Below are 22,935 nucleotides of genomic sequence, written 5' to 3' on the forward strand. Positions count from 1 at the left end.
GTCCCCTGAACGGTCATCACATCGGGCCAATACGCCGCCCAATCCCGCCTTCCAGGCGCGGTTTCCGGGACGATTCCGCCCAGAACCCTCGGCTGGGAGGCCCCATGCTCCACCCCTTGAAGAAGCGCGCCGCTGTCCTGCTGTCGATCTCCACCGTCGCCGCGGCCCTCGCGAGCCCGGTCACGGCCGCCCCGGCGGCTCCGGGCGGCCCGGCAGCCCCGGCAGCACCGGCACAGGCCGCGCTGCGCTGGACCGGCTGCGCGACCCCGCGCTACCCCACGCTGCAGTGCGCGTCCCTCAAGGTGCCCCTCGACCACGACCGTCCCGGCGGCCGGCAGATCACCCTCGCGCTGACCCGCGTCCCCCACACCGCCGCCACCTCCCAGGGGCCGCTGTTGGTCAACCCCGGCGGGCCGGGCGGCAGCGGCCGCGGCCTGGCCGGGTTCGTCGCCTCCGCCCTGCCCAAGGAGGTGGCCGCCCAGTACGACGTGATCGGCTTCGACCCCCGGGGCGTCGGCAAGAGCGAGCCCGCCCTCGACTGCGGGGCCGGCCACTTCACGCCCGTACGGCCGGACTCCGTGCCCGTCGACGAGGAGACCGAGCGAGCCAACCTGGACCGGGTGCGGGCCTTCGCCGAGTCCTGCGGCTCCCGGCACGCGGACGTGCTGCCGCACATCGGCACGGTCTCGGCCGCCCGGGACATCGAGGTGCTGCGAGGCGCCCTCGGCGCGGAGCGGATCAGCTACTTCGGCTACTCGTACGGGACCTACCTGGGCGCGGTGTACGCGAAGCTCCACCCGGGCCGGGTGCACCGGCTCGTCCTGGACTCCGTGGTCGACCCGGGCGGGGTCTGGTACGAGGACAACCTCGCCCAGGACCGTGCCTTCGACGCCCGCCACAAGGCGTTCCTGGCCTGGGTGGCGCAGCACGACGCCACCTACGGGCTCGGCACCGAGCCTGAGGCGGTCGAGGAGCGCTGGTACGGGATGCGGGAGGCGCTGCGCGAGACCCCGGCGGGCGGAAAGGTGGGCCCGGCGGAACTGGAGGACACCTTCCTTCCGGGCGGCTACTACAACGGCTACTGGCCGAACCTCGCCGAGGCCTTCGCGGCGTACGCGGTGAAGCAGGACCCGAAGCCGCTGGTGGCGGCCTATCAGCGGTTCGGCGCCGTGGAGCCCTCCGCGGGAAACAGCTACAGCGTCTACACGGCGGTGCAGTGCCGGGACTCGGCCTGGCCGAGGGACTGGAACGAGTGGCGCGCGGACATGTGGCGGACGCACGCCGAGGCGCCGTTCATGACCTGGAACAACGCCTGGTACAACGCCCCGTGCGCGTTCTGGCCGACGGAGCCGCTCCAGGCCCCGGACGTGACCAACGCGGATCTCCCGCCCGCCCTCCTCCTCCAGGCGACGGAGGACGCGGCGACTCCGTTCCACGGGGCGCTCAGCATGCGGGACAAGCTGAAGGGGTCGGCCCTGGTGGTCGAGGAGGGCGGCGGCAACCACGGCATCTCGCTGAGCGGCAACAAGTGCCTGGACGAGAAGGTGGCGGCGTACCTGAGGACCGGGACGGCCGCGGACGCCACCTGCCCCGCCCCGGCGGCCCCGAAGCCCGCCACCGCGACCCGCGCCGTGCCGCCGTCGGCGGGCGGCGCCGCGCTGCACGGTCTGCTCGGCTTCCGGGGCTGACGATCAGCCGGCCGGCAGCGCCGCGAAGGCCTCCACCTCCAGCAGCAGTTCCGGCCGGAACAGGGCGGCGACCTGGACGGCCGAGGACGCGGGCAGCCGGTCGGCGGGGATGACGGCGTCGCGCGCCTCCCGTACCGCCGGGAGGTGCGCGACGTCCGTCACGACGTACGCCGGCTTCACGATGTCGTCGAAGGTCGCCCCGGCCGCCGCCAGACAGCGCCGCAGGTTCTCGAAGACCGGGCGGGCCTGGGCGGCGGGGTCGCCCTCGCCGGCGACCGCGCCCTTCTCGTCGAGGTGCACTGCCCGCAGACGGCGACGAACCGGCCAGTGCCTGTGACGACGTGGGCGTAGCCGGCGGCGGGGGCGACCCCCTCGGGTGCGGGTATGCGGATCAGGTGGCCGGTCCGGTGATCATGCATGGCCCGATGCTGTCATCCGAGCGCGCGCAGCGCGGCCGTCGCCGCCACCGCCAGGCGGGGGTGGGACTGGGCGCGGGTGAGGAGTTCGCGCGCGCGGGGGTCGGCGAGGGCCCCGAGCCCCTCCACGCAGGCGAGGGCCACCCGCCAGTACGGGTCGTTCGGTGACAGGAGCCGTGACAGCGTGGTCAGCAGAGCCGGTACGGACTCGGGGGCACGCAGGGCGGTGAGCAGCCGGACGGGCTGCAGCGCGTAGGCGGTGCGCAGGCCGTTGGTGGCGAGGGCCGCCGCCGCGCGGCCGGTGCGCGGGTCGCCGAGGACGGCCAGCGCCTCGGCGGCGGCCGCGCAGCGGGGCGGGTCCCGGTGATTGAGGAGCAGCACCAGCGACTCGAAGGCACGCCGGTCTCCCGCGAGGCCCAGCCGGTACGCGGCCAGCTCGCGGGCCCACAGGGGCAGCCCGGCCGTGGTGAGGGAGGCCGCCAGGTCGTCGGGCCCGGCCGCGAGCAGCACCTCGTACTCGGGTGACTGCCCCGCCTCCGCCCGCAGGCGTTCCAGCACGTCGTTCACCCGGCCACCCTAGGGGGCGGAAGGGGGCGCCGCGCCGGGTTCCGGGAGAAGGAACGCCCCCGGTTGATCGATGATCGATGATCGGTACATTTGGGCGGTACAGGTCACATCTCCGCGCTCTGGCGGACCAGTTACCGGCGAGTTACTGTCCTTACAACACGTACGAGGGCGGCCTGGTGACGCAGCCGCCTCGTGTCGGTCGGTTCGTATGCACGGCGTGACCCCGGGACAGGGCTGCGCCGCTTCCACCCTCGGGACTCGCTCCTGCCGGGTTCTCTCCTCCGGGCCCGTTCTCTCCGGGCCCTCTCACCGCACGGCACTCCGTACGGCATCCGCGCGCGCTGTGCGCCGCGCGCTCCTCAGTCGTCACCCTCTTCCACTGGAGTCCCTCGATGGACCGTCAGTCCAGTCAGCCCACCCTCCAGACCATCGCCGTCGTCGGCCTCGGCACGATGGGCACCGGCATCGCCGAGGTCCTCGCCCGGGCCGGCCGCGAGGTCATCGGCATCGACATCAGCGAGGCCGCCGCCCGCCGGGCCGCGGCCGCCCTCGCGGCGTCCACCGCGCGCTCCGTCACCCGGGAGCGCATCACCGAGCAGGAGCGGGCGGACGTGCTCGCCCGGTTCCGTACCTTCACCGACCTGGCGGCCGCCGCCGAGGCCGATCTCGTCATCGAGGTCGTGCCCGAGTCGTACGAGGTCAAGCAGCAGGTGTTCCGCGAGCTCGACGCGGTGGTCCGCCCCGACGCCATCCTGGCCACGGGCACGAACGCCCTGTCGGTGACCCGGCTCGCCGCCGAGTCCCAGCGCCCCGAGCGCGTGCTGGGCCTGCACTTCTTCAACCCGGCCCCGGCGATGAAGCTGGTCGAGGTCGTCAGCTGCGTCCTCACCGCCCCGCCGGCCGTGGAGGCGGTCACCGAGCTGGCCCGCGAGCTCGGCAAGGAGCCCGTCGCGGTCGGCGACCGGCCCGGTTTCGTCGCGGACGGCCTGCTCTTCGGTTACCTGAACCAGGCCGCCGCCATGTACGAGGCGAAGTACGCCTCCCGCGAGGACATCGACGCGGCGATGCGGCTCGGCTGCGGTCTGCCCATGGGCCCGCTGGCGCTGCTCGACCTGATCGGCGTGGACACGGCCCGCACCGTCCTGGAGGCCATGTACGCCTCCTCGGGTGACCGGCTGCACGCCCCGGCCCCGATCCTGGGCCAGCTCGCCGCCGCGGGCCTGAACGGGCAGAAGTCCGGCCGTGGCTTCTACACGTACGAGGCACCCGGCAGCTCGGTGATCGTCCGTGACCTCCAGACCCCGCCGGACGGATCCCTGCTCGGCACGGGCCGTCCCGTCTCCTCGGTCGGCGTGGCCGGCTCGGGCACCATGGCGAGCGGGATCGCGCAGGTCTTCGCGCAGTCCGGGTTCGACGTGGTGCTGGCCGCCCGCAGCCAGGAGAAGGCGGACGCGGCGAAGGCCGCCATCGGCAAGTCCCTGGGCCGTGCGGTGTCCAGGGGCAGGCTGACGGAGGACGCCGCCGCGCAGACCATGGACCGGATCACCCCGGCCGGTTCGCTGGACGCCTTCGCGGACGTGGACCTGGCCGTCGAGGCGGTCGCCGAGGACCTGGCGGTCAAGCAGGAGCTGTTCGCGGCCCTGGACAAGGTCTGCAAGCCGGGTGCGGTGCTCGCCACGACCACCTCCTCGCTGCCGGTGATCGCGGTGGCCCGCGTGACCTCGCGTCCCGAGGACGTGATCGGCATGCACTTCTTCAACCCGGCCCCGGCGATGAAGCTGGTCGAGGTGGTCCGGACCGTCCTGACGGCCGACGACGTGCACGCCACGGTCCGCTCGATCTGCACCAAGGTGCGCAAGCACCCGGTGGACTGCGGCGACCGGGCCGGTTTCATCGTGAACGCGCTGCTGTTCCCGTACCTCAACAACGCGATCAAGATGGTCGAGCAGCACTATGCCGACATCGACCAGATCGACGCGGCGATGAAGCTGGGCGGCGGCTACCCGATGGGCCCGTTCGAGCTGCTCGACGTGGTCGGCCTCGATGTCTCGCTCGCCATCGAGAAGGTCCTCCACGAGGAGTTCCGCGACCCGGGCCTGGCCCCGTCCCCGCTGCTGGAGCACCTGGTGGCGGCGGGCTGCCTGGGCCGGAAGACCGGCCGCGGTTTCCGTGAGTACGCCGCCCGCCGGTAACCCGTCGGGCCACGAGCCGGATGCGTGGGGAGGGCTGCTCGGGTCCGCCGGACCCTCACGGCGGACTGACCCTCCCGAGCCCAGTGCGGGCTCTCCCCCGCATCCACCCCCCTCCCACCCCCCGCAGGCGCGCTCCCCTGCACGAATGAAGTACTTTCGCTCTATGTCCCAGCCCGCCAAGACCTCGCCCCGCGCCACCACGGCATCCGACGCCCCGGAGAGCCCGGCCGGCACCAAGGCGGCCGCCCAGCGGCTCAAAATGCGCCGCGAGCTCGCCGCCGCGGCCATGGAGCTCTTCGCGACCAAGGGGTACGAGGCGACGACGGTCGACGAGATCGCCGCGACCGCCGGGGTGGCGCGCCGGACCTTCTTCCGGCACTTCCGGTCCAAGGAAGAGGCGATCTTCCCGGACCACGACGACACGCTGACCCGGGCCGAGGCCGTCCTCGACGTGGCGCCGGCGCACGAGCACCCGCTCGACACGGTGTGCCGCGGGATCAAGGAAGTCATGAAGATGTACGCGGCCTCGCCCGCGGTGTCGGTGGAGCGCTACCGGCTGACCCGCGAGGTGCCGGCGCTGCGGGAGCGGGAGATCGCCTCGGTGGCCCGGTACGAGCGGCTGTTCACCCGCTACCTGCTGGCCCACTTCGACGAGACCGACCACCACGACGGCAACGACGATCCGCTGCTGGCCGAGGTGGCCGCCTCGGCGGTGGTCACCGCCCACAACCACGTGCTGCGGCGCTGGCTGAGGGCGGGCGGGCAGGGGGACGTGGAGGCCCAGCTGGACCACGCCTTCTCGATCGTCCGCAAGACCTTCGGCACGGGGATCGGCGCGGGCCGCACCCTGAGCACGGCGCCGGCCGCGCCGGCGGCGGTCCGCACCGAGGGCGAGGTCCTGGTGGCGGTGGCCCGCACCGACGCTCCGCTGGACGAGGTCATGCGGACCATCGAAGAGGCCCTGCGCAGCAGGTAGCGACACGCGAAGCGACTCTCGTCACAGCGGCCGCCCCCGAAACGGGGGCGGCCGCTTTCGTATGTCCGGCTTGCCCCTACTCGCCGGTAGCTCTGATCGATCATCGCTCAACGGTGCAGGTCAATCGGCAAATGAGAGAAAGTTTTGGCACGCGGTGCCTTGCCGGGTGACACGGGGTGCCATACGTTGAATCTCGTCCGGATGTCCCCGCGACCCACGCCCACCGGCACGGAACGCGCCCCGGACGGATGCCTGCGTCACCAGGCACCGCACGCCCCACCACGGGCGTCGCCCGCACCACCGCACCAGCCGGACCGACGGCACACCACACCTGCACCCCGCACCCCGTTCACCTCAGCGCACCCTTATCAGCGCTAGCCGGAGGCTCTACCGTGAAGGACATCCTGGACGCGATTCAGTCGCAGTCCGCCACCGCCGCAGACTTCGCAGCGCTGCCGCTGCCCGACTCGTACCGCGCGATCACCGTGCACAAGGACGAGACGGAAATGTTCGCGGGGCTGACGACACGCGAGAAGGACCCGCGCAAGTCCCTGCACCTGGACCAGGTCCCGGTGCCGGAACTGGGCCCGGGTGAGGCCCTGGTGGCCGTCATGGCCTCCTCGGTCAACTACAACTCGGTGTGGACCTCGATCTTCGAGCCGGTGTCCACCTTCAGCTTCCTGGAGCGCTACGGGCGCCTGTCGGAGCTCACCAAGCGCCACGACCTCCCGTACCACATCATCGGCTCCGACCTCGCGGGCGTCGTGCTGCGCACCGGCCCCGGCGTGAACGCCTGGAAGCCGGGCGACGAGGTCGTCGCGCACTGCCTCTCCGTCGAGCTGGAGTCCTCCGACGGCCACAACGACACGATGCTCGACCCCGAGCAGCGCATCTGGGGCTTCGAGACCAACTTCGGCGGCCTGGCGGAGATCGCCCTGGTCAAGTCGAACCAGCTGATGCCGAAGCCGGACCACCTGAGCTGGGAGGAGGCCGCCTCCCCCGGTCTGGTCAACTCCACCGCCTACCGCCAGCTGGTCTCCCGCAACGGCGCCGGCATGAAGCAGGGCGACAACGTCCTGATCTGGGGCGCGAGCGGCGGGCTCGGCTCGTACGCCACCCAGTTCGCCCTCGCCGGCGGCGCCAACCCGATCTGCGTGGTCTCCAGCCCCGAGAAGGCGGACATCTGCCGGGCGATGGGCGCGGAGGCGGTCATCGACCGCAACGCCGAGGGGTACAAGTTCTGGAAGGACGAGCACACCCAGGACCCGAAGGAGTGGAAGCGCTTCGGCAAGCGCATCCGCGAGCTGACCGGCGGCGAGGACATCGACATCGTCTTCGAGCACCCCGGCCGCGAGACCTTCGGCGCGAGCGTCTACGTCACCCGCAAGGGCGGCACCATCACCACCTGCGCCTCGACCTCGGGCTACATGCACGAGTACGACAACCGCTACCTGTGGATGTCGCTCAAGCGGATCATCGGCTCGCACTTCGCCAATTACCGCGAGGCGTGGGAGGCCAACCGCCTGGTCGCCAAGGGCAAGATCCACCCCACCCTGTCGAAGGTCTACTCCCTGGAGGAGACCGGCCAGGCCGCCTACGACGTGCACCGCAACCTCCACCAGGGCAAGGTCGGCGTCCTCGCGCTGGCCCCCGAGGAGGGCCTGGGCGTGCGCGACCACGAGCTGCGCGCCACGCACATCGACGCGATCAACCGCTTCCGTAACGTCTGAGTCCGTTCAAAGGCCTAAGGGACAGCCTGAGATGACAGAGCGCCAGAAGGACCGTCCGTGGCTCATGCGGACGTACGCCGGCCACTCCACGGCCGAGGCGTCCAACGAGCTGTACCGCCGCAACCTGGCCAAGGGCCAGACGGGCCTGTCGGTCGCGTTCGACCTGCCGACCCAGACCGGCTACGACCCCGACCACATCCTCGCCCGCGGCGAGGTGGGCCGGGTCGGGGTCCCCGTCTCCCACCTGGGCGACATGCGGCGGCTGTTCCAGGACATACCCCTGGAGCAGATGAACACCTCGATGACGATCAACGCCACCGCCATGTGGCTGCTGGCGCTCTACCAGGTGGCCGCCGAGGAGCAGGGAGCGGACATCTCCCAGCTCCAGGGCACCACTCAGAACGACATCGTCAAGGAGTACCTCTCGCGCGGGACGCACGTCTTCCCGCCGGGGCCGTCCCTGCGGCTGACGACGGACATGATCGCGTACACGGTCAACCACATCCCGAAGTGGAACCCGATCAACATCTGCAGCTACCACCTGCAGGAGGCCGGGGCCACCCCGGTCCAGGAGATCTCGTACGCGATGTCCACGGCGATCGCGGTCCTCGACTCGGTGCGCGACTCGGGGCAGGTCCCCGAGGAGCGCTTCGGCGAGGTCGTGGCCCGGATCTCCTTCTTCGTGAACGCGGGCGTCCGCTTCGTCGAGGAGATGTGCAAGATGCGCGCCTTCGGCCGCATCTGGGACAAGGTCACCAAGGAGCGCTACGGCATCGAGAACGCGAAGCAGCGCCGCTTCCGTTACGGCGTCCAGGTCAACTCCCTGGGTCTGACCGAGGCGCAGCCGGAGAACAACGTCCAGCGCATCGTGCTGGAGATGCTCGCGGTCACCCTCTCCAAGGACGCCCGCGCCCGCGCCGTGCAGCTGCCCGCCTGGAACGAGGCGCTGGGCCTGCCCCGGCCCTGGGACCAGCAGTGGTCGCTGCGCATCCAGCAGGTCCTCGCCCACGAGAGCGACCTGCTGGAGTACGAGGACATCTTCGCCGGATCCCACGTCATCGAGGCCAAAGTCGACTCCCTGGTCGCCGACTGCCTGGCCGAGATCGACCGGATCCAGGAGATGGGCGGCGCCATGGCCGCCGTCGAGTCCGGGTACCTCAAGTCCCAGCTCGTCTCCTCGCACGCCGAGCGGCGGGCCCGGATCGAGGCCGGCGAGGACAAGATCGTCGGCGTCAACTGCTTCCAGCAGACCGAGGAGAACCCGCTCACCTCGGACCTCGACGGCGCCATCATGACGGTGGACCCGGCGGTGGAGGCTCTCACCGTCGAGCGCATCGGCCGCTGGCGGGCCGAGCGCCAGGAGTCCTCGGACCGGCAGGGGGACGGCGACCCGTACGTCTTCCCGACCGTCGGGCAGGCCCTGGACCGGCTGAAGCAGGCCGCGGCCGGGACCGAGAACCTCATGGAGGCCACCCTGGAGTGCGCCCGGGCCGGTGTCACCACCGGCGAGTGGTCGAGCGCGCTGCGCGAGGTGTTCGGCGAGTTCCGCGCCCCGACCGGGGTGTCCTCGGCCCCGGTGGCGGTCACCGCCGAGCCCGGCACGCCGATGCACGAGGTCCGCGAGAAGGTGGCCCGTACGGCCGACGAGCTCGGCTCGGGCCGACTGCGCCTGCTGGTGGGCAAGCCCGGCCTGGACGGGCACTCCAACGGCGCCGAGCAGATCGCCGTCCGGGCCCGCGACGCCGGCTTCGAGGTGGTCTACCAGGGCATCAGGCTGACGCCGGAGGAGATCTCCTCCGCGGCGCTGGCCGAGGACGTGCACTGCGTGGGACTGTCCATCCTGTCCGGATCCCACAGCGCGCTCGTCCCGGACGTCCTGGAGCGGCTGCGCGCGGCGGGGGCGGGTGACATCCCCGTCATCGTCGGAGGCATCATTCCGAACGCGGATGCCATCACACTCAAGGCAGCCGGTGTGGCCGCCGTCTTCACGCCGAAGGACTTCGGCATCACGGAGATCATCGGCCGTATCGTCGACGAGATCCGCAAAGCCAACAAGCTCGCCCCTCTCGAAATCGTTGCAAGCACGGAGGTCCCCGCATGACCACGCCTGTCCACCCGGTGAACCGTCTTCGCCCGCGTCGCTCCTGCCTCGCGGTGCCGGGTTCGAACCCGCGCTTCCTGGAGAAGGCCCAGGGCCTGCCGGCCGACCAGGTCTTCCTGGACCTGGAGGACGCCTGCGCGCCGCTCGCCAAGGAAGGCGCCCGCCACACGATCGTGGACGCGCTGAACAACGGTGACTGGACGGGCAAGACCCGCGTCGTGCGCGTCAACGACTGGACCACGCACTGGACATACCGCGATGTCGTCACGGTCGTCGAGGGCGCGGGCCAGAACCTCGACTGCATCATGCTGCCGAAGGTCCAGGACGCCCAGCAGGTCGTGGCCCTGGACCTCCTGCTGACGCAGATCGAGAAGACCATGGGCTTCGAGGTCGGCAAGATCGGCATCGAGGCGCAGATCGAGAACGCCAAGGGTCTGGTGAACGTCGACGAGATCGCCGGCGCCTCCCCCCGCCTGGAGACCATCATCTTCGGCCCGGCCGACTTCATGGCCTCCATCAACATGAAGTCGCTGGTCGTGGGCATGCAGCCGCCCGGCTACGGCGCGGACGCCTACCACTACATCCTGATGCGGATCCTGATGGCGGCCCGCATGCACGACCTCCAGGCGATCGACGGCCCCTTCCTCCAGATCCGCGACGTGGACGCGTACCGCGAGGTGGCCGGCCGGGCGGCGGCACTGGGCTTCGACGGCAAGTGGGTGCTGCACCCGGGCCAGGTCGACGCGGCCAACGAGGTCTTCTCCCCCTCGCAGGAGGACTACGACCACGCCGAGCTGATCCTCGACGCGTACGACTGGTGCACCTCGGAGGCCGGCGGCAAGAAGGGCTCGGCGATGCTCGGCGACGAGATGATCGACGAGGCCAGCCGCAAGATGGCCCTGGTCATCGCGGGCAAGGGCCGGGCGGCCGGTATGCAGCGCACCAGCAAGTTCGAGATCCCCGCCAACTAGAAGGGCCCTGATCCTCATGCAGTTCGGACGCACGTACGAAGAGTTCGAGGTCGGGGCGGTCTACAAGCACTGGCCCGGGAAGACGGTCACGGAGTACGACGACCACCTCTTCTGTCTGCTGACCATGAACCACCACCCGCTCCACATGGACAGCAACTACGCCGAGAACACCACCGACTTCGGCAAGAACGTGGTCGTGGGCAACTACATCTACTCGCTGCTGCTCGGCATGTCCGTGCCGGACGTCTCCGGGAAGGCCATCGCCAACCTGGAGATCGAGTCCCTGCGGCACGTGGCGCCGACCTTCCACGGCGACACGATCTACGGTGAGACCACGGTCCTGGACAAGACCCCGTCGAAGTCGAAGAACGACCGCGGCATCGTCTACGTCGAGACCAAGGGCTACAAGCAGGACGGCACCCTCGTCTGCGTCTTCCGGCGCAAGGTGATGGTCCCGACCGAGACGTACATCAAGGAGCGCGGCGGCGAGCAGCCCGGCCGCCCGCAGCTGAAGACCCAGGAGAAGTAGCCATGGCCCGACTCGCCCAGACCGCCGGGCTCACGGACGTCCAGCGGGAGATCCTCAAGACCGTCCGCGAGTTCGTCGACAAGGAGATCATCCCGGTCGCGACCGAGCTGGAGCACCGCGACGAGTACCCGCAGGCGATCGTCGACGGCCTCAAGGAGCTCGGCCTCTTCGGGCTGATGATCCCGGAGGAGTACGGCGGCCTGGGTGAGTCGCTCCTCACCTACGCCCTGTGCGTCGAGGAGATCGCGCGGGGCTGGATGTCCGTTTCGGGCATCATCAACACCCACTTCATCGTGGCGTACATGCTCAAGCAGCACGGCACGCAGGAGCAGAAGGACCACTTCCTCCCGCGCATGGCGCTGGGCGAGGTGCGCGGCGCGTTCTCGATGTCGGAGCCGGCGCTGGGCTCGGACGTGTCGGCCATCTCGTCCAAGGCGGTGAAGGACGGGGACGAGTACGTCCTGAACGGCCAGAAGATGTGGCTGACGAACGGCGGCAGCTCCACCCTGGTGGCCGTTCTCGTCCGAAGTGACGAAGGACACCCCGAGGGCACGGCGCCCCACAAGTCGATGACGACCTTCCTCGTCGAGAAGGAACCCGGCTTCGGCGAGGTGCGTCCCGGCCTCACCATCCCCGGCAAGATCGACAAGATGGGCTACAAGGGCGTCGACACGACCGAGCTCATCATGGACGGACTGCGCATTCCGGCCAATCGGGTCCTCGGCGGGCAGACGGGCCGAGGGTTTTACCAAATGATGGACGGGGTCGAGGTCGGCCGGGTGAACGTGGCGGCGCGTGGCTGTGGCGTCGCTCAGCGTGCTTTCGAACTGGGTGTCTCCTATGCCCAGCAACGTCACACTTTCGGCAAGGCGATCGCCGAACACCAGGCGATTCAGTTCAAGCTGGCCGAGATGGCTACCAAGGTCGAAGCCGCGCATGCGATGATGGTCAACGCAGCACGCAAAAAGGACTCTGGGGAACGAAACGACCTCGAAGCAGGGATGGCGAAGTACCTCGCCTCCGAGTACTGCAAGGAGGTGGTCGAGGACGCCTTCCGCATCCACGGCGGATACGGGTTCTCGAAGGAGTACGAGATCGAGCGCCTCTACCGAGAAGCTCCGATGCTGCTGATCGGTGAAGGTACCGCCGAGATCCAGAAAATGATCATTGGGCGACGCTTGCTCGAGGAGTACCGACTCCAGGGCTGAAAGTCCCTTTTGCGACGGATCGTCCCTGAGTTCGTCGCAAAGGGGTCACTCCCAGTCACTGGCCGGCGGTCATCGACTCGGCTTCTGGCTTGCCCAGTTGTTGCGCGCAACCGATAGCATTCCAGTAAAGCCGCCGTCCCGTCCCCCTGTTTGCGGCGCGGCAATCACCCGCTACGAAGGTCATCCATGCCCCACAGCCAAACCTCTGCACCTCGCGGCAGCGTCCGCCTCGCGCGCGGAGCATCGCCGTGGCTTCTGCCGACCGTCGCCACCGCGGCGCTCAGCCTCGCCCGGGCTCGCAAGTCCGGACGCTGGGCCGCGGCGGCCGTGCCCGCCACCGCGCTCGCCGCGGGCATGCTGTGGTTCTTCCGCGACCCCGAGCGAGAGATCGCTCAGGGCCGTGTCATCTCGCCCGCCGACGGTGTGGTGCAGAGCATCATGCCGTGGAAGGACGGGCGGACCCGGGTCGCGATCTTCATGAGCCCGCTGAACGTCCACGTCAACCGCGCGCCCCTCGCGGGCACGGTGACGTCCGTGGAGCACATCCCCGGCGGATTCGTCCCGGCGTTCAACAAGGAGAGCGAGAACAACGAGCGCGTTGTCTGGCACTTCGACACCGAGCTCGGTGACATCGAGATGGTGCAGATCGCCGGCGCCGTCGCCCGTCGCATCGTGCCCTACCTGCCGGCCGGTACCAAGGTGGAGCAGGGCGAACGCATCGGTCTGATCCGCTTCGGCTCCCGCGTCGACATCTACCTCCCGGAGGGCGTCGAGGTCGCGGTCGAGGTCGGTCAGGCCACCACCGCGGGGGTGACACGAATTGACCGTGACTGACCCTGAGACTCCGGCCGCCGGCTGGGTGCCCGAGCCTGCCGAGGAGGAGTCCGCCGAGGACGACATGCCGCTCTCGCTGCGGCTGTCGATAGCGGACACCCTCACGCTCGGCAACGCGACGTGCGGATTCATGGCGGTGTACTTCACCACCACCGGGATCCTCATCCCGCACCTCACCGGCAGTGGCGAGTCGGGCATGGCCCGTAACAGCGCCGCGACGGCAGTGATACTGATGCTGCTCGCCGCGGTCTTCGACCTCTTCGACGGCATCGTGGCCCGCAAGCTGCGCAGCTCGCCGATGGGTGCCGAGCTGGACAACCTGTCCGACCTGATCAGCTTCGGCCTGGCTCCGGCCTACTTCGTGCTCGTCTACGGCATGGTCGCCGTCGACGCGCACCAGAAGATGTCGGCGCTGGCCGCGATCGTGGTGCTGCTCGCCGTGGTGCTCAGACTCGCAAGATTCAGCTGCGTGACGATGAAGGACGGCATGTTCCAGGGCATGCCGAGCCCCTTCGGCGCGCTGACGGTCGTCTCGATCGTGCTGCTGGAGCTGCCGTTCATCCCGACGCTGCTGGCGATCATCGGGGTGGCCTGGCTGATGGTGAGCCGGGTCGAGTACCCCAAGCCGCGGGGCGTTCTCGCCGTGGCGATGCTCTGCTGGATCATCAGCGCGATGGGGCTGCTGGCGGCCTGGGCGTTCGACGCCCCGGGCGGTCAGCTGCTGCTCCAGACCGGCTGCGCCCTGCAGATCGCGATGGCGGCGACCATTCCGCTGTTCGCGACGACCCGGAGGGCGAACACCTTCCGGCACAACCGCCGCGAGGCCCGCGCTTCGCTGCGCTAGCCGTACCGCTGCCTGTACGAGAGGGCCCCGGATGCCGATGGCATCCGGGGCCCTCTCGTCGTGTGCGGCGCCGCTGCGCGAGCGGCCTCGGGCTGCACCCGGGCCTCCCGGGGCTCCGCCCGGGACCCAGGCCCCCGCGCCTCGGACGCCGGCGGGGCTCAGGCGGCGGGGCTCAGGGGGTCGGCGTGTACGACTGGGCTGCGGGGGTGACGGCGGCTTCCTTGATCACCTTCAGCCCGCCCGGGGTCTGCGCGTCCGGCTTCATGATCACGCTCTGCCGGGTGGAGGGGGCCTTCGGGTCGGAGAAATCGTGCGTGATGCCGAAGCCGCTGTCGTAGGCCTTCAGGGTCAGCAGGGCCTTGCCGACGCCTTCGCGGGTGAGGTCCTTGTCGGCGCAGGCCTTCTTCAGGGCCTCTCCGTAGACCGCCGCGGCCGTGTACCCGGCCACCACACCGTTGTCGAGCCCGGCGTCCGGGTACGCGGCCTTGTAGGCCGTGGCGAGGGCCGCCGGGCCGGCCGCGGTGGAGCCGATGGGCAGGGTGGACGCGGCGACGTAGTAGTCCTTCTGCAGGGCCGCGCCCGCCGGCGTGGCGAGCAGCTGGGGGGCGAAGGCGGAGTTGTTGCCGACCACGGGGACGTTCCAGCCGCCGGCTGCCGCCACGCCGACCAGCGAGGCCGCCTGCTTGGGCCCCGCGCTGATCACCACGGCCTTGACCCCGGCCTGCTTGAGGGCCGCGACCTGCGCGGACATGTCGTTGTCGGTCGGCTTGATCTTCTGCTCGACGACGGTGAGCCCGGCCTCCTTGGCCGCGTGCTTGGCCCCGGCGAGGGAGTTCTCGCCGTAGTCCCCCTCGAAGTACACGTGCCCGATCTTGTCGCCCGAGGCGATGCGCTTCTGGTCGAGGAGGTAACCGATGGCGTTGACCGTCTCGATGTCGTACGTGGCCCCGACCGTGCGGATGGACGCGCTGCCCAGCAGCGAGGCGGACCAGGCCTGCGGAATGACCAGGCCCTTGTCCTGACCGTCGATGCGGTCCTTGGCCGCGGCGACGAAGGGGGAGCCGATGAACTGGGCGAAGCCCAGCACGTCGGGCTCCAGCTCGGTGTAGCCGGCGAGGGCCTTCTGCGGGTCGTAGCCGTGGTCGCGGACGGTCAGTTCCAGCTGGCGCCCGCAGATGCCGCCCGCGTCGTTGGTCTGCTTGATCCAGAGCTGCTGGGCCTGGGTGACGCTCTTGCCGAGGGAGGCGTAGACGCCGGTCATGTCCGTGAGGGCGCCGAGCCGGATGGCGGTGGCGGTGACCCCCTTGCCGGTCTTGACCCCGCCTTCGGCCTGCTTGTCCTCGGCGCCGCCGCCCGCCTTGGCGCTGCAGCCGGCGGCGCCGGTGAGGACGAGCGCGGCCGCGAGGGCCGCCGTACCGAGTCGCGCTCGCCTGTTCGCACTGCTGGGTCTCATCACGCTGGCTCCTTCGGGGGACGTGCGGGCTGGGAGGGCCGGATCCGGGCGAGGCCGCCCGGGAGGAACAGGATGACTGCGACGACGGCCGCGCCGTACAGGTAGCGGGACGCCTCACCCGGAGAGACCCCGCCGGTGCCCGGGGCGGAGACGAGCGGGAGGGCGTCGCTGTAGCGGGTGAGCAGCTGGGGCAGCAGGGACACGAAGACCGCGCCGATGACGGAGCCCGCGACCGTCCCGAGACCGCCGATCACGATCATGGCGAGGTATTCGAGGGACAGGACCATGCCGAAGTAGTCCGGCACGGTGCGCTGGAATACGAGGGCGAGCAGCACCCCCGCCAGACCGGCGTACATGGAGGACAGGACGAAGACGGCGGCCCGGTAGCGGGCGACGGGGACGCCCATGACGCCGGCGGCGATGTTGTGGTCGCGGATGGCGTTCATGGCGCGGCCCGGGCGCCCGCGCAGGATGCCGCGGGCGAGGAGGGCGCAGCCCAGGAGGGCGGCGAGGGCGACGTACCAGAGCTTCTCGGCGGACTGGAAGGGGACGGCCGCGATCACGGTCTCGGTGTCGTCGAAGGTGATGCCGAAGAGGGAGAGGGGTTCGACGGCTCGGCCGTTGAAGCCGCCGGTCAGGGAGGTGGCGTTGAACAGGACGTGCTGCCCGATGAAGATCAGGGCGAGGGTGGCGATGCCCAGGTACGCGCCGCGCAGCCGGCCGGCGATGGGGCTGAAGAGCCCGCCGGCGGCTCCCGCGAGGGCGACGGCGAGGACGGCCGCGAGCCAGCTGGGCAGACCGAGGCCCACGAGTGCGTGGCCGCCGGAGCGGCCGCCTTCGCCGGCGAGGGCGCAGTACCCGTACGCGCCGACGGCGAGGAAGAAGGCGTGCCCCATGGACAGCTGGCCGGTGGCCCCGGTGAGCAGGTTGAGCCCGATGGCGCCGATCCCGGCGGCGATGGCGAACAGCCCGGCCTGGAGCCAGAACCGTTCGAGGTAGAAGGGCAGGGCCAGCAGGACGAGCCCGGCCGCGGCCCAGAGGGCGTACCGGACGCAGACGTGGCGCTGCCTGCCCGTGCCCGGTGGCGTCGGGCCGGGCACGGCCGGGGCGGCGGGGGCCGGGGCGGCCCCGGGAATCACGTCAGACACGGGCGAGCTCCTTCGTGCCGAAGAGGCCGGCCGGACGCAGGAGCAGGACCGCGACCATCACCACGTACGGGGCGAGGTCGCCGATGCCGCGGCCGAGGAAGGTGAGCTGGCTCTGATAGCCGGTGGCCATGGCCTCGGTGACACCGACGATCAGGCCGCCCGCCAGGGCTCCGGTGGTGGAGTCGAGACCGCCGAGGATGGCCGCCGGGAAGGCCTTGAGGGCGGCCAGCGAGGTGGCCCGTTCCAGTCCGGGGGTGGGGAAGACGGTGAGGAAGAGCGCGGCCACGGCGGCCAGGGCTCCCGCGACCGCCCACGCGGCCAGCGATACCCGGCCCAGCCGTACGCCCATCAGCGCGGCCGTCTCCGGTTTCTCGGCGGCGGCCCGCATGGCCACGCCCCACGCGGTGTGGCGGAAGGCGAGGAGGAAGGCGGTGATCATCAGGGACGCGGCGATCAGGGCGGCGATGCGGGTCTGCGGCACGGTGACCGGTCCGAGGTGGAGCACGGCCGCTCCCCACGGGTCGCCCAGGGCGAGGACGTCCGTACCGATGCGACGGGTGAGGTCGGTGATGAGCAGGATGTCCACGCCGATGGTGACGATGGCGAGGACGCTCGGGTCCTGGCCCCGGTAGCGGCGCATCACCAGGAACTCCACCCCCGCCCCGACGGCGGCGGCCGCGCCGGTGCCCACCGCGAGGGCGGGCCAGAAGCCGATGTCGTCGTGCAGGACGGCGGTGACGTAACCCCCCGCCAGGAGGAGGGAGGCGTGGGCGAAGTTGACGACCTCGGTGGCCTTGAAGATGACCACGAAGCCGAGGGCGATCAGGGCGTAGACGGAGCCCATGGAGAGGCCCCCGAGGAGCAGTTCCAGGAAGGTGGTCACGCGGCCGGTTCCTCCTCGCCGAGGTAGGCGCGGACGACCGCCGGGTCGTTCTGCACCTGGGCGGGGGTCCCCCCGCCGATCCGTTTTCCGAAGTCGAGTACGGTCACCGCGTCCGCGAGCCGCATCACCACCCCCATGTCGTGTTCGACCAGCACGATCGAGATGCCGAGGCTGTCGCGGACGCCGGCGACGACGGCGGCCGTGCGCGTGCGTTCGTCCGCGGTCATCCCGGCGACGGGTTCGTCCAGGAGCAGCAGCCGGGGCTCCATGCACAGGGCCCGCGCCAGTTCGACGAGTTTCTGCTTGCCGTACGGGAGGGAGCCCGCGGGGGCTGCCAGATCGGCCTCCAGACCGACGAAGGCGGCGATCTCGCGGACCCGTTCGCGGTGCAGCCGGTCCTCGCGGACGGCGGACGGAAGCCGCAGCCCGGTGGCGAGGAACCCCGAGCGCATCAGCCGGTGGCGTCCGAGCAGCAGGCTGTCGGCGACCGTGGTGTGCGGGGGCAGCGCCAGGTTCTGGAAGGTGCGGGCGACGCCGAGGGCGGCGACGGCGTGCGGGGCCAGGCCGGTGAGCTCGGTGGCGCCGAAGCGCACGCTGCCGGAAGCGGCCCGGTAGACCCCGGAGAGCACGTTGAAACAGGTGGACTTGCCGGCGCCGTTGGGTCCGATGACCGCGTGCACGCTGCCCGGCTCGACGGTGAACGAGACCGAGTCGAGGGCGGTGAGGCCGGCGAAGCGGACGGTCACGTCGGCGACTCTCAGGGTCGGCGGGCCGGCCGGCTGCGGCGGTGCGGGCGTGGTCACGGCGACCTCCTGAGGGCGGCCTGCGCCGCGCCGGGCGGGGACGTGCCGGCTCCGGCCGTCCATGGGGCCACCGCAGGCCGGATCACGCGGACCACCTGCTCAGGGTGTGCGTCGCCTGCGGGGCCGGGGCGTCCTCGTCGGTGATGCCGAGGTAGCGGCGGCGCACCTCGTCGGAGGCCGCCAGCTCGGCGGCCGGGCCCGACAGGGTGACCTCGCCGACCTCCAGGACGTACGCGTACGAGGCCAGCCGGAGCGCGAGGGCCGCGTTCTGCTCCACCAGCAGCACCGAGGTGCCCGAGGCGTTGATCTCGGTGATCGTCTCGGCGATGGTGGCCGCCATCTTCGGTGCGAGGCCCAGCGAGGGCTCGTCGAGGAGCAGCAGCCGGGGGCGTGCCATCAGCGCCCGGCCGAGAGCGAGCATCTGCTGCTCGCCGCCGGACAGCAGGCCCGCCCGCTGCCGGGCCCGCCGGGCCAGTACCGGGAACAGCTCGTGGACGCGGGCCAGCGAGCGGGCGGTGTCGGCGCGGGAGCCGGCCCGGGCTCCGAGGGCGCCGGCCCGCAGATTGTCCGCGACCGTCATCCGGGTGAACACCTGCCGCCCCTCGGGGACCTGCACGACCCCCGCGGCGACCGCACGGGCCGGGCCGCGATCGTCCAGCGGGCGGCCGTCGAAGCTGATGCTCCCGCCGGTGGCGGCGCCCCGGTGGAAGGCGAGCGTCCGGGACACCGCCCGCAGGAGGGTCGTTTTTCCTGCACCGTTCCCGCCGAGTACGACGACCACGGCGCCCGCGGGCACGTCGAGTGACACGTCGCGCAGTGCCCGTACCGGCCCGTAGCCGACGGACAGCGCGCTCACCTGGAGTGAGGCCACATCCCCTCCCACTGCTTGGCATTGTGCTGGCGCACAGACCAGCACCGGGCGGGGCGGGCCGTCCACGGCCCGAAGCGGAATCGCTGCCGATGACCAGCCCGGGACGGGGTGCGGTTGTGCAGCGGCACAGACCTGCTGACGGGGCCTCTTACGCCGGCGGTCCACGGGTGACATCCTCTGCGGCCATGAGCGGACGCCGGGCACGGACGGAAGCGGAATGGTCGGTGCTGCTGACGGCGGCCGAGGTGCTGCTGGAGCGCGTCCCCGCGCTGACGGAGCAGCTCATCGGCGATCTGGCGAAGCACTCGCCCCTGTTCGACCTGGCGGTACCGCGGGACGAGCACTGGCAGCAGATCAGCGAGGCGATGCGGTACGGCATCGAGGCCTTCGCCGCGCGCCGCTCGGACCTGCGCAAGGACCTGGCCTATGCGGAGGAGCTGGGGCGGCGCCGGGCAGAACAGGGCCTGCCGCTGGATCTTCTGCTGTACGCCTACCGGCGCGCCGGCCGGCTGACCTGGGACGCGCTGCTCCACATCGTCACGGAGGAGGAGCCGGAGGCCCTGCCCGTCCTGGCCCGGACGGCGGGCGCGATGTGGGCCGGGATCGAACAGCAGGCGGCCGCGACGGCCGAGGCCTACCGGGCGGGTGAGCGGGAGATGCGCCGGCGCAGCGACGAGCGGGTGCAGGCGCTGCTGGACGCGCTGCTGGAGGGGGACGCGGCGCCGGGCCTGGCGGCCCGGGCGGCGGCGGGCCTCGACCTGCCGGAGCAGGGGCGGTACGCGGTGGTCGTGCTCCCGGTGGACCGGCGGGACTCGGTGCACCGGGTGACGTCGGCGGGCGGGATGCGGCTGTTCTGGCGGATGCGGGCGGAGCAGGAACTGGCGGTGGTGGCCCTCGGGTCCTCCTCGCTGGACGAGCTGGCGGCGGAGCTCGCGGACCGGTGCCCCGGCCCCGGCGGCATCGGCCCGGTGGTGGGCGGGCTGGCGGAGCTGGGCCGGGCGCGGCGGCTGGCGGAGACGGCGCTGGCCACGTGCGGCGCGGAGGAGCGTGCGCTGGTCCGGCTGTCGGAGCGGCTTCCCACGGCGCTGGTCGTACGACAGCCCGAGCTGGCCGGGGAGCTGGTCCAGGCGGTCCTGGGACCCCTGCTGGAACTCGACCCGGCGGACCGGGCGGTGCTGCTGGAGACCCTGGACGCCTGGCTCACCGCGGAGGGCTCCGCCGGGCGCGCGGCGACGCGTCTGTACTGCCACCGGAACACGGTCTTCAACCGGTTGCGGCGGCTGGAGCACCTGACGTCCCGCTCCCTGTCACGGCCGCGGGACCTGATCGCGCTGACCCTGGCCGTGGACGCGCATCGCCTGGCCGGCGGGCCGCTGCCCGGCTGACCCCCGGGGCGGCGCCGCGCACTTCGCCCACACATCGGCTGCGGGGCCGTCGTCCGGGGCTCCGGCCCCGGACCGTTGCGCCTCGAATCCCGGCGGGCTGCCTTTCAGCCTCGCCGCCTTCGAGGGGCGGGCTCCAGGGTGGAGTCCCAGGGGTTCCCGGCGCAGTCCAGGGCACTTGAGCGGCGGCGCCCTACGCGAGGGGCCCCGGAGGACCTGCGGCGCCCGTAGGCTTGGTGTCGGAAAACCGCCAGCCCCAAGCCACCCGTCCCGGGATCCTGAGTACATGCACACCGACACCGAGCGCTGCGTAAGGGCCGTGCAGTCGAAGGACGCCCGCTTCGACGGCTGGTTCTTCACCGCGGTCAGGACCACCCGGATCTACTGCCGGCCCAGCTGCCCCGCCGTGCCGCCGAAGGTCGAGAACATGACCTTCCTGCCCAGCGCCGCCGCCTGCCAGCAGGCCGGGTTCCGGGCGTGCAAGCGGTGCCGGCCCGATACGAGTCCCGGTTCGCCCGAGTGGAACGCGCGGGCCGACGCCGTCGCGCGGGCGATGCGGCTGATCCAGGACGGCGTGGTGGACCGCGAGGGGGTCCCGGGCCTCGCCACCCGTCTGGGCTACTCGACCCGCCAGGTGGAGCGGCAGCTGAACGCCGAGCTCGGTGCCGGTCCGCTCGCCCTGGCCAGGGCCCAGCGCGCCCAGACCGCCCGGCTGCTCATCGAGACCTCCGAGCTCCCGATGGGCGACGTGGCCTTCGCCGCCGGGTTCTCCTCCATCCGCACGTTCAACGACACCGTGCGCGAGGTCTTCGCCCTGTCCCCCAGCGAGTTGCGCGAGCGGGCCGTGAAGGCCAGCCGCAACGAGAACGCCGCGCCCCGGATCCCGGGGACGATCAGCCTGAGGCTGCCGTTCCGTGCCCCCCTCAACCCCGACAACCTCTTCGGGCACCTCGCCGCGACCGCCGTGCCCGGCGTCGAGGAGTGGCGGGAGGGCGCCTACCGCCGCACCCTGCGCCTCCCCTACGGCACGGGGGTCGTCGCCCTGACCCCGCAGCCCGACCACATCGGCTGCCGCCTCGCCCTGACCGACCTGCGCGACCTCACCATCGCCATCAGCCGGTGCCGCTGGATGCTCGACCTGGACGCCGACCCGGAGGCGGTCGACGAGCAGCTGCGCACTGATCCGCTGCTGGCACCGCTCGTGGACAAGGCTCCCGGGCGCCGCGTCCCCCGTACGGTCGACCCTGCGGAGTTCGCCGTACGGGCCGTCCTGGGCCAGCAGGTCTCCACCGCGGCGGCGCGCACGCACGCGGCCCGGCTGGTCACGGCGTACGGCGAGCCCGTCGAGGACCCGCTGGGCGGACTGACCCACCTGTTCCCCTCGCCGCAGGCACTCGCCGCGCTGGACCCGGAGGCGCTGGCCCTGCCGCGCAGCCGGCGCGCCACGCTGACCACCCTGGTCGCGGGGCTCGCCGACGGTTCGCTGCCACTCGGCTTCGACAGCGACTGGGAGGCGGCGCGGGCACGGCTCGCGGCGCTGCCCGGGTTCGGCCCGTGGACCACCGAGGTGATCGCGATGCGGGCGCTCGGCGATCCGGACGCGTTCCCGCCGTCCGATCTGGGCGTCCGGCGTGCGGCACTGGGGCTCGGGCTTCCATCCACTCCCTCCGCACTGACGGCCAGGGCGGCCGGGTGGCGGCCGTGGCGCGCGTACGCCGTGCAGTACCTGTGGGCCACGGACGCCCACCCCATCAACCACCTGCCCGTCTGAGGACGTCTGAGGAGCAACAGCCATGCGAGACACCGTGAAGAGCGCCAGGCGGCACACCGTCGTCGACAGCCCCTGCGGCCCGCTCACCCTGGTCGCCGCGGACGGCGTCCTCAGCGGCCTCTACATGACCGGGCAGCGCCACCGGCCGGCCGAGGAGTCCTTCGGGGAACGGGTGGCGGCCGCCGAGGGGCCCTTCCCCGAAGTGGTGCGTCAGCTGACCGCGTACTTCGCCGGGGAGCGCACCGCGTTCGATCTCCCGCTGCGCTTGGAGGGCACCGACTTCCAGCGCAGTGTCTGGGATCAGCTGGTGCGGATCCCGTACGGCGAGACGTGGTCCTACGGGCAGCTCGCGGCCCGGCTGGGCAAGCCGAACGCCTCGCGCGCGGTGGGGCTGGCGAACGGGAGGAACCCGGTCGGCATCATCGTGCCGTGCCACCGCGTGATCGGCGCCTCGGGCGGCATGACCGGCTACGGCGGCGGGGTCGAGCGCAAGGTGCAGTTGCTGGCCTTCGAGTCCGGGGTCCGGCTCCAGGGGGTTTGCGGCACCCGCTAGGGACCGTGCCGGAGG

General features: G+C 71.6%; 19 protein-coding genes and 1 pseudogene. 13 read left to right on the plus strand and 7 right to left on the minus strand.

What is annotated here, in order from left to right; genetic code table 11:
* Positions 1-104 precede the first annotated feature (104 nt).
* Positions 105-1,688, plus strand: a complete 1,584-nt coding sequence (locus ACWGIF_RS04175; protein WP_453490748.1) for an alpha/beta hydrolase — start codon at positions 105-107, stop codon at positions 1,686-1,688.
* A 3-nt stretch (positions 1,689-1,691) separates the two neighbouring features.
* Here the strand turns inward: ACWGIF_RS04175 and ACWGIF_RS04180 are convergent.
* Both ACWGIF_RS04180 and ACWGIF_RS04185 read right to left on the minus strand, forming a co-directional pair.
* A pseudogene (locus ACWGIF_RS04180) lies at positions 1,692-2,107 on the minus strand (Rid family hydrolase).
* A gap of 12 nt (positions 2,108-2,119) precedes the next feature.
* Positions 2,120-2,671 carry an adenylosuccinate lyase gene (locus ACWGIF_RS04185; protein WP_453490751.1) on the minus strand — a complete coding sequence of 184 codons (552 nt, stop codon included), beginning with the start codon at positions 2,669-2,671 and terminating at the stop codon, positions 2,120-2,122.
* A gap of 392 nt (positions 2,672-3,063) precedes the next feature.
* Here ACWGIF_RS04185 and ACWGIF_RS04190 point away from each other — a divergent pair, with 392 nt between their 5' ends.
* From ACWGIF_RS04190 to pssA, 9 genes are all read left to right on the plus strand, one after another.
* Positions 3,064-4,863 carry a 3-hydroxyacyl-CoA dehydrogenase family protein gene (locus ACWGIF_RS04190; RefSeq protein ID WP_453490754.1) on the plus strand — a complete coding sequence of 600 codons (1,800 nt, stop codon included), beginning with the start codon at positions 3,064-3,066 and terminating at the stop codon, positions 4,861-4,863.
* 163 nt (positions 4,864-5,026) lie between these two features.
* On the plus strand, positions 5,027-5,839 hold the full coding sequence (locus tag ACWGIF_RS04195) for a TetR family transcriptional regulator (protein WP_453490757.1): 813 nt from the start codon (positions 5,027-5,029) through the stop codon (positions 5,837-5,839).
* A 392-nt stretch (positions 5,840-6,231) separates the two neighbouring features.
* Positions 6,232-7,569 (plus strand): crotonyl-CoA carboxylase/reductase, encoded by a 1,338-nt coding sequence (gene ccrA, locus ACWGIF_RS04200; protein ID WP_453490760.1) that lies wholly within the window; start codon positions 6,232-6,234, stop codon positions 7,567-7,569.
* A gap of 31 nt (positions 7,570-7,600) precedes the next feature.
* Positions 7,601-9,670 carry a protein meaA gene (locus tag ACWGIF_RS04205; RefSeq protein WP_453490763.1) on the plus strand — a complete coding sequence of 690 codons (2,070 nt, stop codon included), beginning with the start codon at positions 7,601-7,603 and terminating at the stop codon, positions 9,668-9,670.
* Positions 9,667-10,641, plus strand: a complete 975-nt coding sequence (locus ACWGIF_RS04210; protein ID WP_453490766.1) for an HpcH/HpaI aldolase/citrate lyase family protein — start codon at positions 9,667-9,669, stop codon at positions 10,639-10,641. The genes ACWGIF_RS04205 and ACWGIF_RS04210 overlap by 4 nt, the downstream gene beginning before the upstream one ends.
* 16 nt (positions 10,642-10,657) lie before the next feature.
* The gene (locus ACWGIF_RS04215) at positions 10,658-11,170 is read left to right on the plus strand and encodes a MaoC family dehydratase (protein WP_030715386.1); all 513 of its coding nucleotides are present in this window, start codon (positions 10,658-10,660) and stop codon (positions 11,168-11,170) included.
* A 2-nt stretch (positions 11,171-11,172) separates the two neighbouring features.
* Entirely contained in the window at positions 11,173-12,378 is a 1,206-nt protein-coding gene (locus ACWGIF_RS04220; RefSeq protein WP_185558013.1) for an acyl-CoA dehydrogenase family protein, read from the plus strand.
* 186 nt (positions 12,379-12,564) lie between these two features.
* Positions 12,565-13,212 carry a phosphatidylserine decarboxylase gene (locus tag ACWGIF_RS04225; protein ID WP_453490769.1) on the plus strand — a complete coding sequence of 216 codons (648 nt, stop codon included), beginning with the start codon at positions 12,565-12,567 and terminating at the stop codon, positions 13,210-13,212.
* 64 nt (positions 13,213-13,276) lie between these two features.
* Positions 13,277-14,056, plus strand: a complete 780-nt coding sequence (gene pssA, locus ACWGIF_RS04230; RefSeq protein WP_453490857.1) for a CDP-diacylglycerol--serine O-phosphatidyltransferase — start codon at positions 13,277-13,279, stop codon at positions 14,054-14,056.
* 172 nt (positions 14,057-14,228) lie between these two features.
* Here pssA and ACWGIF_RS04235 read toward each other — a convergent pair whose 3' ends face one another.
* The 5 genes from ACWGIF_RS04235 to ACWGIF_RS04255 form a co-directional block, all read right to left on the minus strand.
* Positions 14,229-15,509 (minus strand): ABC transporter substrate-binding protein, encoded by a 1,281-nt coding sequence (locus ACWGIF_RS04235; RefSeq protein WP_453490771.1) that lies wholly within the window; start codon positions 15,507-15,509, stop codon positions 14,229-14,231.
* Positions 15,509-16,648: a branched-chain amino acid ABC transporter permease gene (locus ACWGIF_RS04240; RefSeq protein WP_453490859.1), complete on the minus strand. Its 1,140-nt coding sequence runs from the start codon at positions 16,646-16,648 to the stop codon at positions 15,509-15,511. Before ACWGIF_RS04240 ends, ACWGIF_RS04235 begins: the two co-directional genes overlap by 1 nt.
* 1 nt (position 16,649) lies before the next feature.
* On the minus strand, positions 16,650-17,540 hold the full coding sequence (locus tag ACWGIF_RS04245) for a branched-chain amino acid ABC transporter permease (protein WP_453490774.1): 891 nt from the start codon (positions 17,538-17,540) through the stop codon (positions 16,650-16,652).
* Complete coding sequence (locus ACWGIF_RS04250; protein WP_453490777.1) at positions 17,537-18,343, minus strand: ABC transporter ATP-binding protein; 807 nt, start codon at positions 18,341-18,343, stop codon at positions 17,537-17,539. The genes ACWGIF_RS04245 and ACWGIF_RS04250 overlap by 4 nt, the downstream gene beginning before the upstream one ends.
* A gap of 82 nt (positions 18,344-18,425) precedes the next feature.
* Positions 18,426-19,214 carry an ABC transporter ATP-binding protein gene (locus ACWGIF_RS04255; protein ID WP_453490780.1) on the minus strand — a complete coding sequence of 263 codons (789 nt, stop codon included), beginning with the start codon at positions 19,212-19,214 and terminating at the stop codon, positions 18,426-18,428.
* A gap of 185 nt (positions 19,215-19,399) precedes the next feature.
* On the opposite strand from ACWGIF_RS04255, the gene ACWGIF_RS04260 reads away from it, so the two are divergent.
* The 3 genes from ACWGIF_RS04260 (at position 19,400) to ACWGIF_RS04270 (ending at position 22,920) form a co-directional block, all read left to right on the plus strand.
* Positions 19,400-20,599: a PucR family transcriptional regulator gene (locus tag ACWGIF_RS04260; RefSeq protein WP_453490783.1), complete on the plus strand. Its 1,200-nt coding sequence runs from the start codon at positions 19,400-19,402 to the stop codon at positions 20,597-20,599.
* A gap of 283 nt (positions 20,600-20,882) precedes the next feature.
* The gene (locus ACWGIF_RS04265; RefSeq protein WP_453490786.1) at positions 20,883-22,367 is read left to right on the plus strand and encodes an AlkA N-terminal domain-containing protein; all 1,485 of its coding nucleotides are present in this window, start codon (positions 20,883-20,885) and stop codon (positions 22,365-22,367) included.
* A gap of 22 nt (positions 22,368-22,389) precedes the next feature.
* Positions 22,390-22,920, plus strand: coding sequence for a methylated-DNA--[protein]-cysteine S-methyltransferase (locus ACWGIF_RS04270; RefSeq protein WP_453490789.1), 531 nt, complete (start codon positions 22,390-22,392; stop codon positions 22,918-22,920).
* Positions 22,921-22,935: the final 15 nt, after the last annotated feature.

Source organism: Streptomyces sp. NPDC054849, assembly GCF_053610945.1.

Excerpts from the sequence above, each read along its gene's own strand:
- ACWGIF_RS04210 (WP_453490766.1), top strand. The coding sequence starts at position 9,667 with ATGACCACGCCTGTCCACCCGGTGAACCGTCTTCGCCCGCGTCGCTCC.
- ACWGIF_RS04270 (WP_453490789.1), top strand. The coding sequence starts at position 22,390 with ATGCGAGACACCGTGAAGAGCGCCAGGCGGCACACCGTCGTCGACAGC.
- pssA (WP_453490857.1), top strand. The coding sequence starts at position 13,277 with ATGCCGCTCTCGCTGCGGCTGTCGATAGCGGACACCCTCACGCTCGGC.
- ACWGIF_RS04225 (WP_453490769.1), top strand. The coding sequence starts at position 12,565 with ATGCCCCACAGCCAAACCTCTGCACCTCGCGGCAGCGTCCGCCTCGCG.
- ACWGIF_RS04260 (WP_453490783.1), top strand. The coding sequence starts at position 19,400 with ATGAGCGGACGCCGGGCACGGACGGAAGCGGAATGGTCGGTGCTGCTG.
- ACWGIF_RS04220 (WP_185558013.1), top strand. The coding sequence starts at position 11,173 with ATGGCCCGACTCGCCCAGACCGCCGGGCTCACGGACGTCCAGCGGGAG.
- ACWGIF_RS04215 (WP_030715386.1), top strand. The coding sequence starts at position 10,658 with ATGCAGTTCGGACGCACGTACGAAGAGTTCGAGGTCGGGGCGGTCTAC.
- ACWGIF_RS04205 (WP_453490763.1), top strand. The coding sequence starts at position 7,601 with ATGACAGAGCGCCAGAAGGACCGTCCGTGGCTCATGCGGACGTACGCC.
- ACWGIF_RS04195 (WP_453490757.1), top strand. The coding sequence starts at position 5,027 with ATGTCCCAGCCCGCCAAGACCTCGCCCCGCGCCACCACGGCATCCGAC.
- ACWGIF_RS04265 (WP_453490786.1), top strand. The coding sequence starts at position 20,883 with ATGCACACCGACACCGAGCGCTGCGTAAGGGCCGTGCAGTCGAAGGAC.
- ACWGIF_RS04190 (WP_453490754.1), top strand. The coding sequence starts at position 3,064 with ATGGACCGTCAGTCCAGTCAGCCCACCCTCCAGACCATCGCCGTCGTC.
- ACWGIF_RS04235 (WP_453490771.1), bottom strand. The coding sequence starts at position 15,509 with ATGAGACCCAGCAGTGCGAACAGGCGAGCGCGACTCGGTACGGCGGCC.
- ACWGIF_RS04175 (WP_453490748.1), top strand. The coding sequence starts at position 105 with ATGCTCCACCCCTTGAAGAAGCGCGCCGCTGTCCTGCTGTCGATCTCC.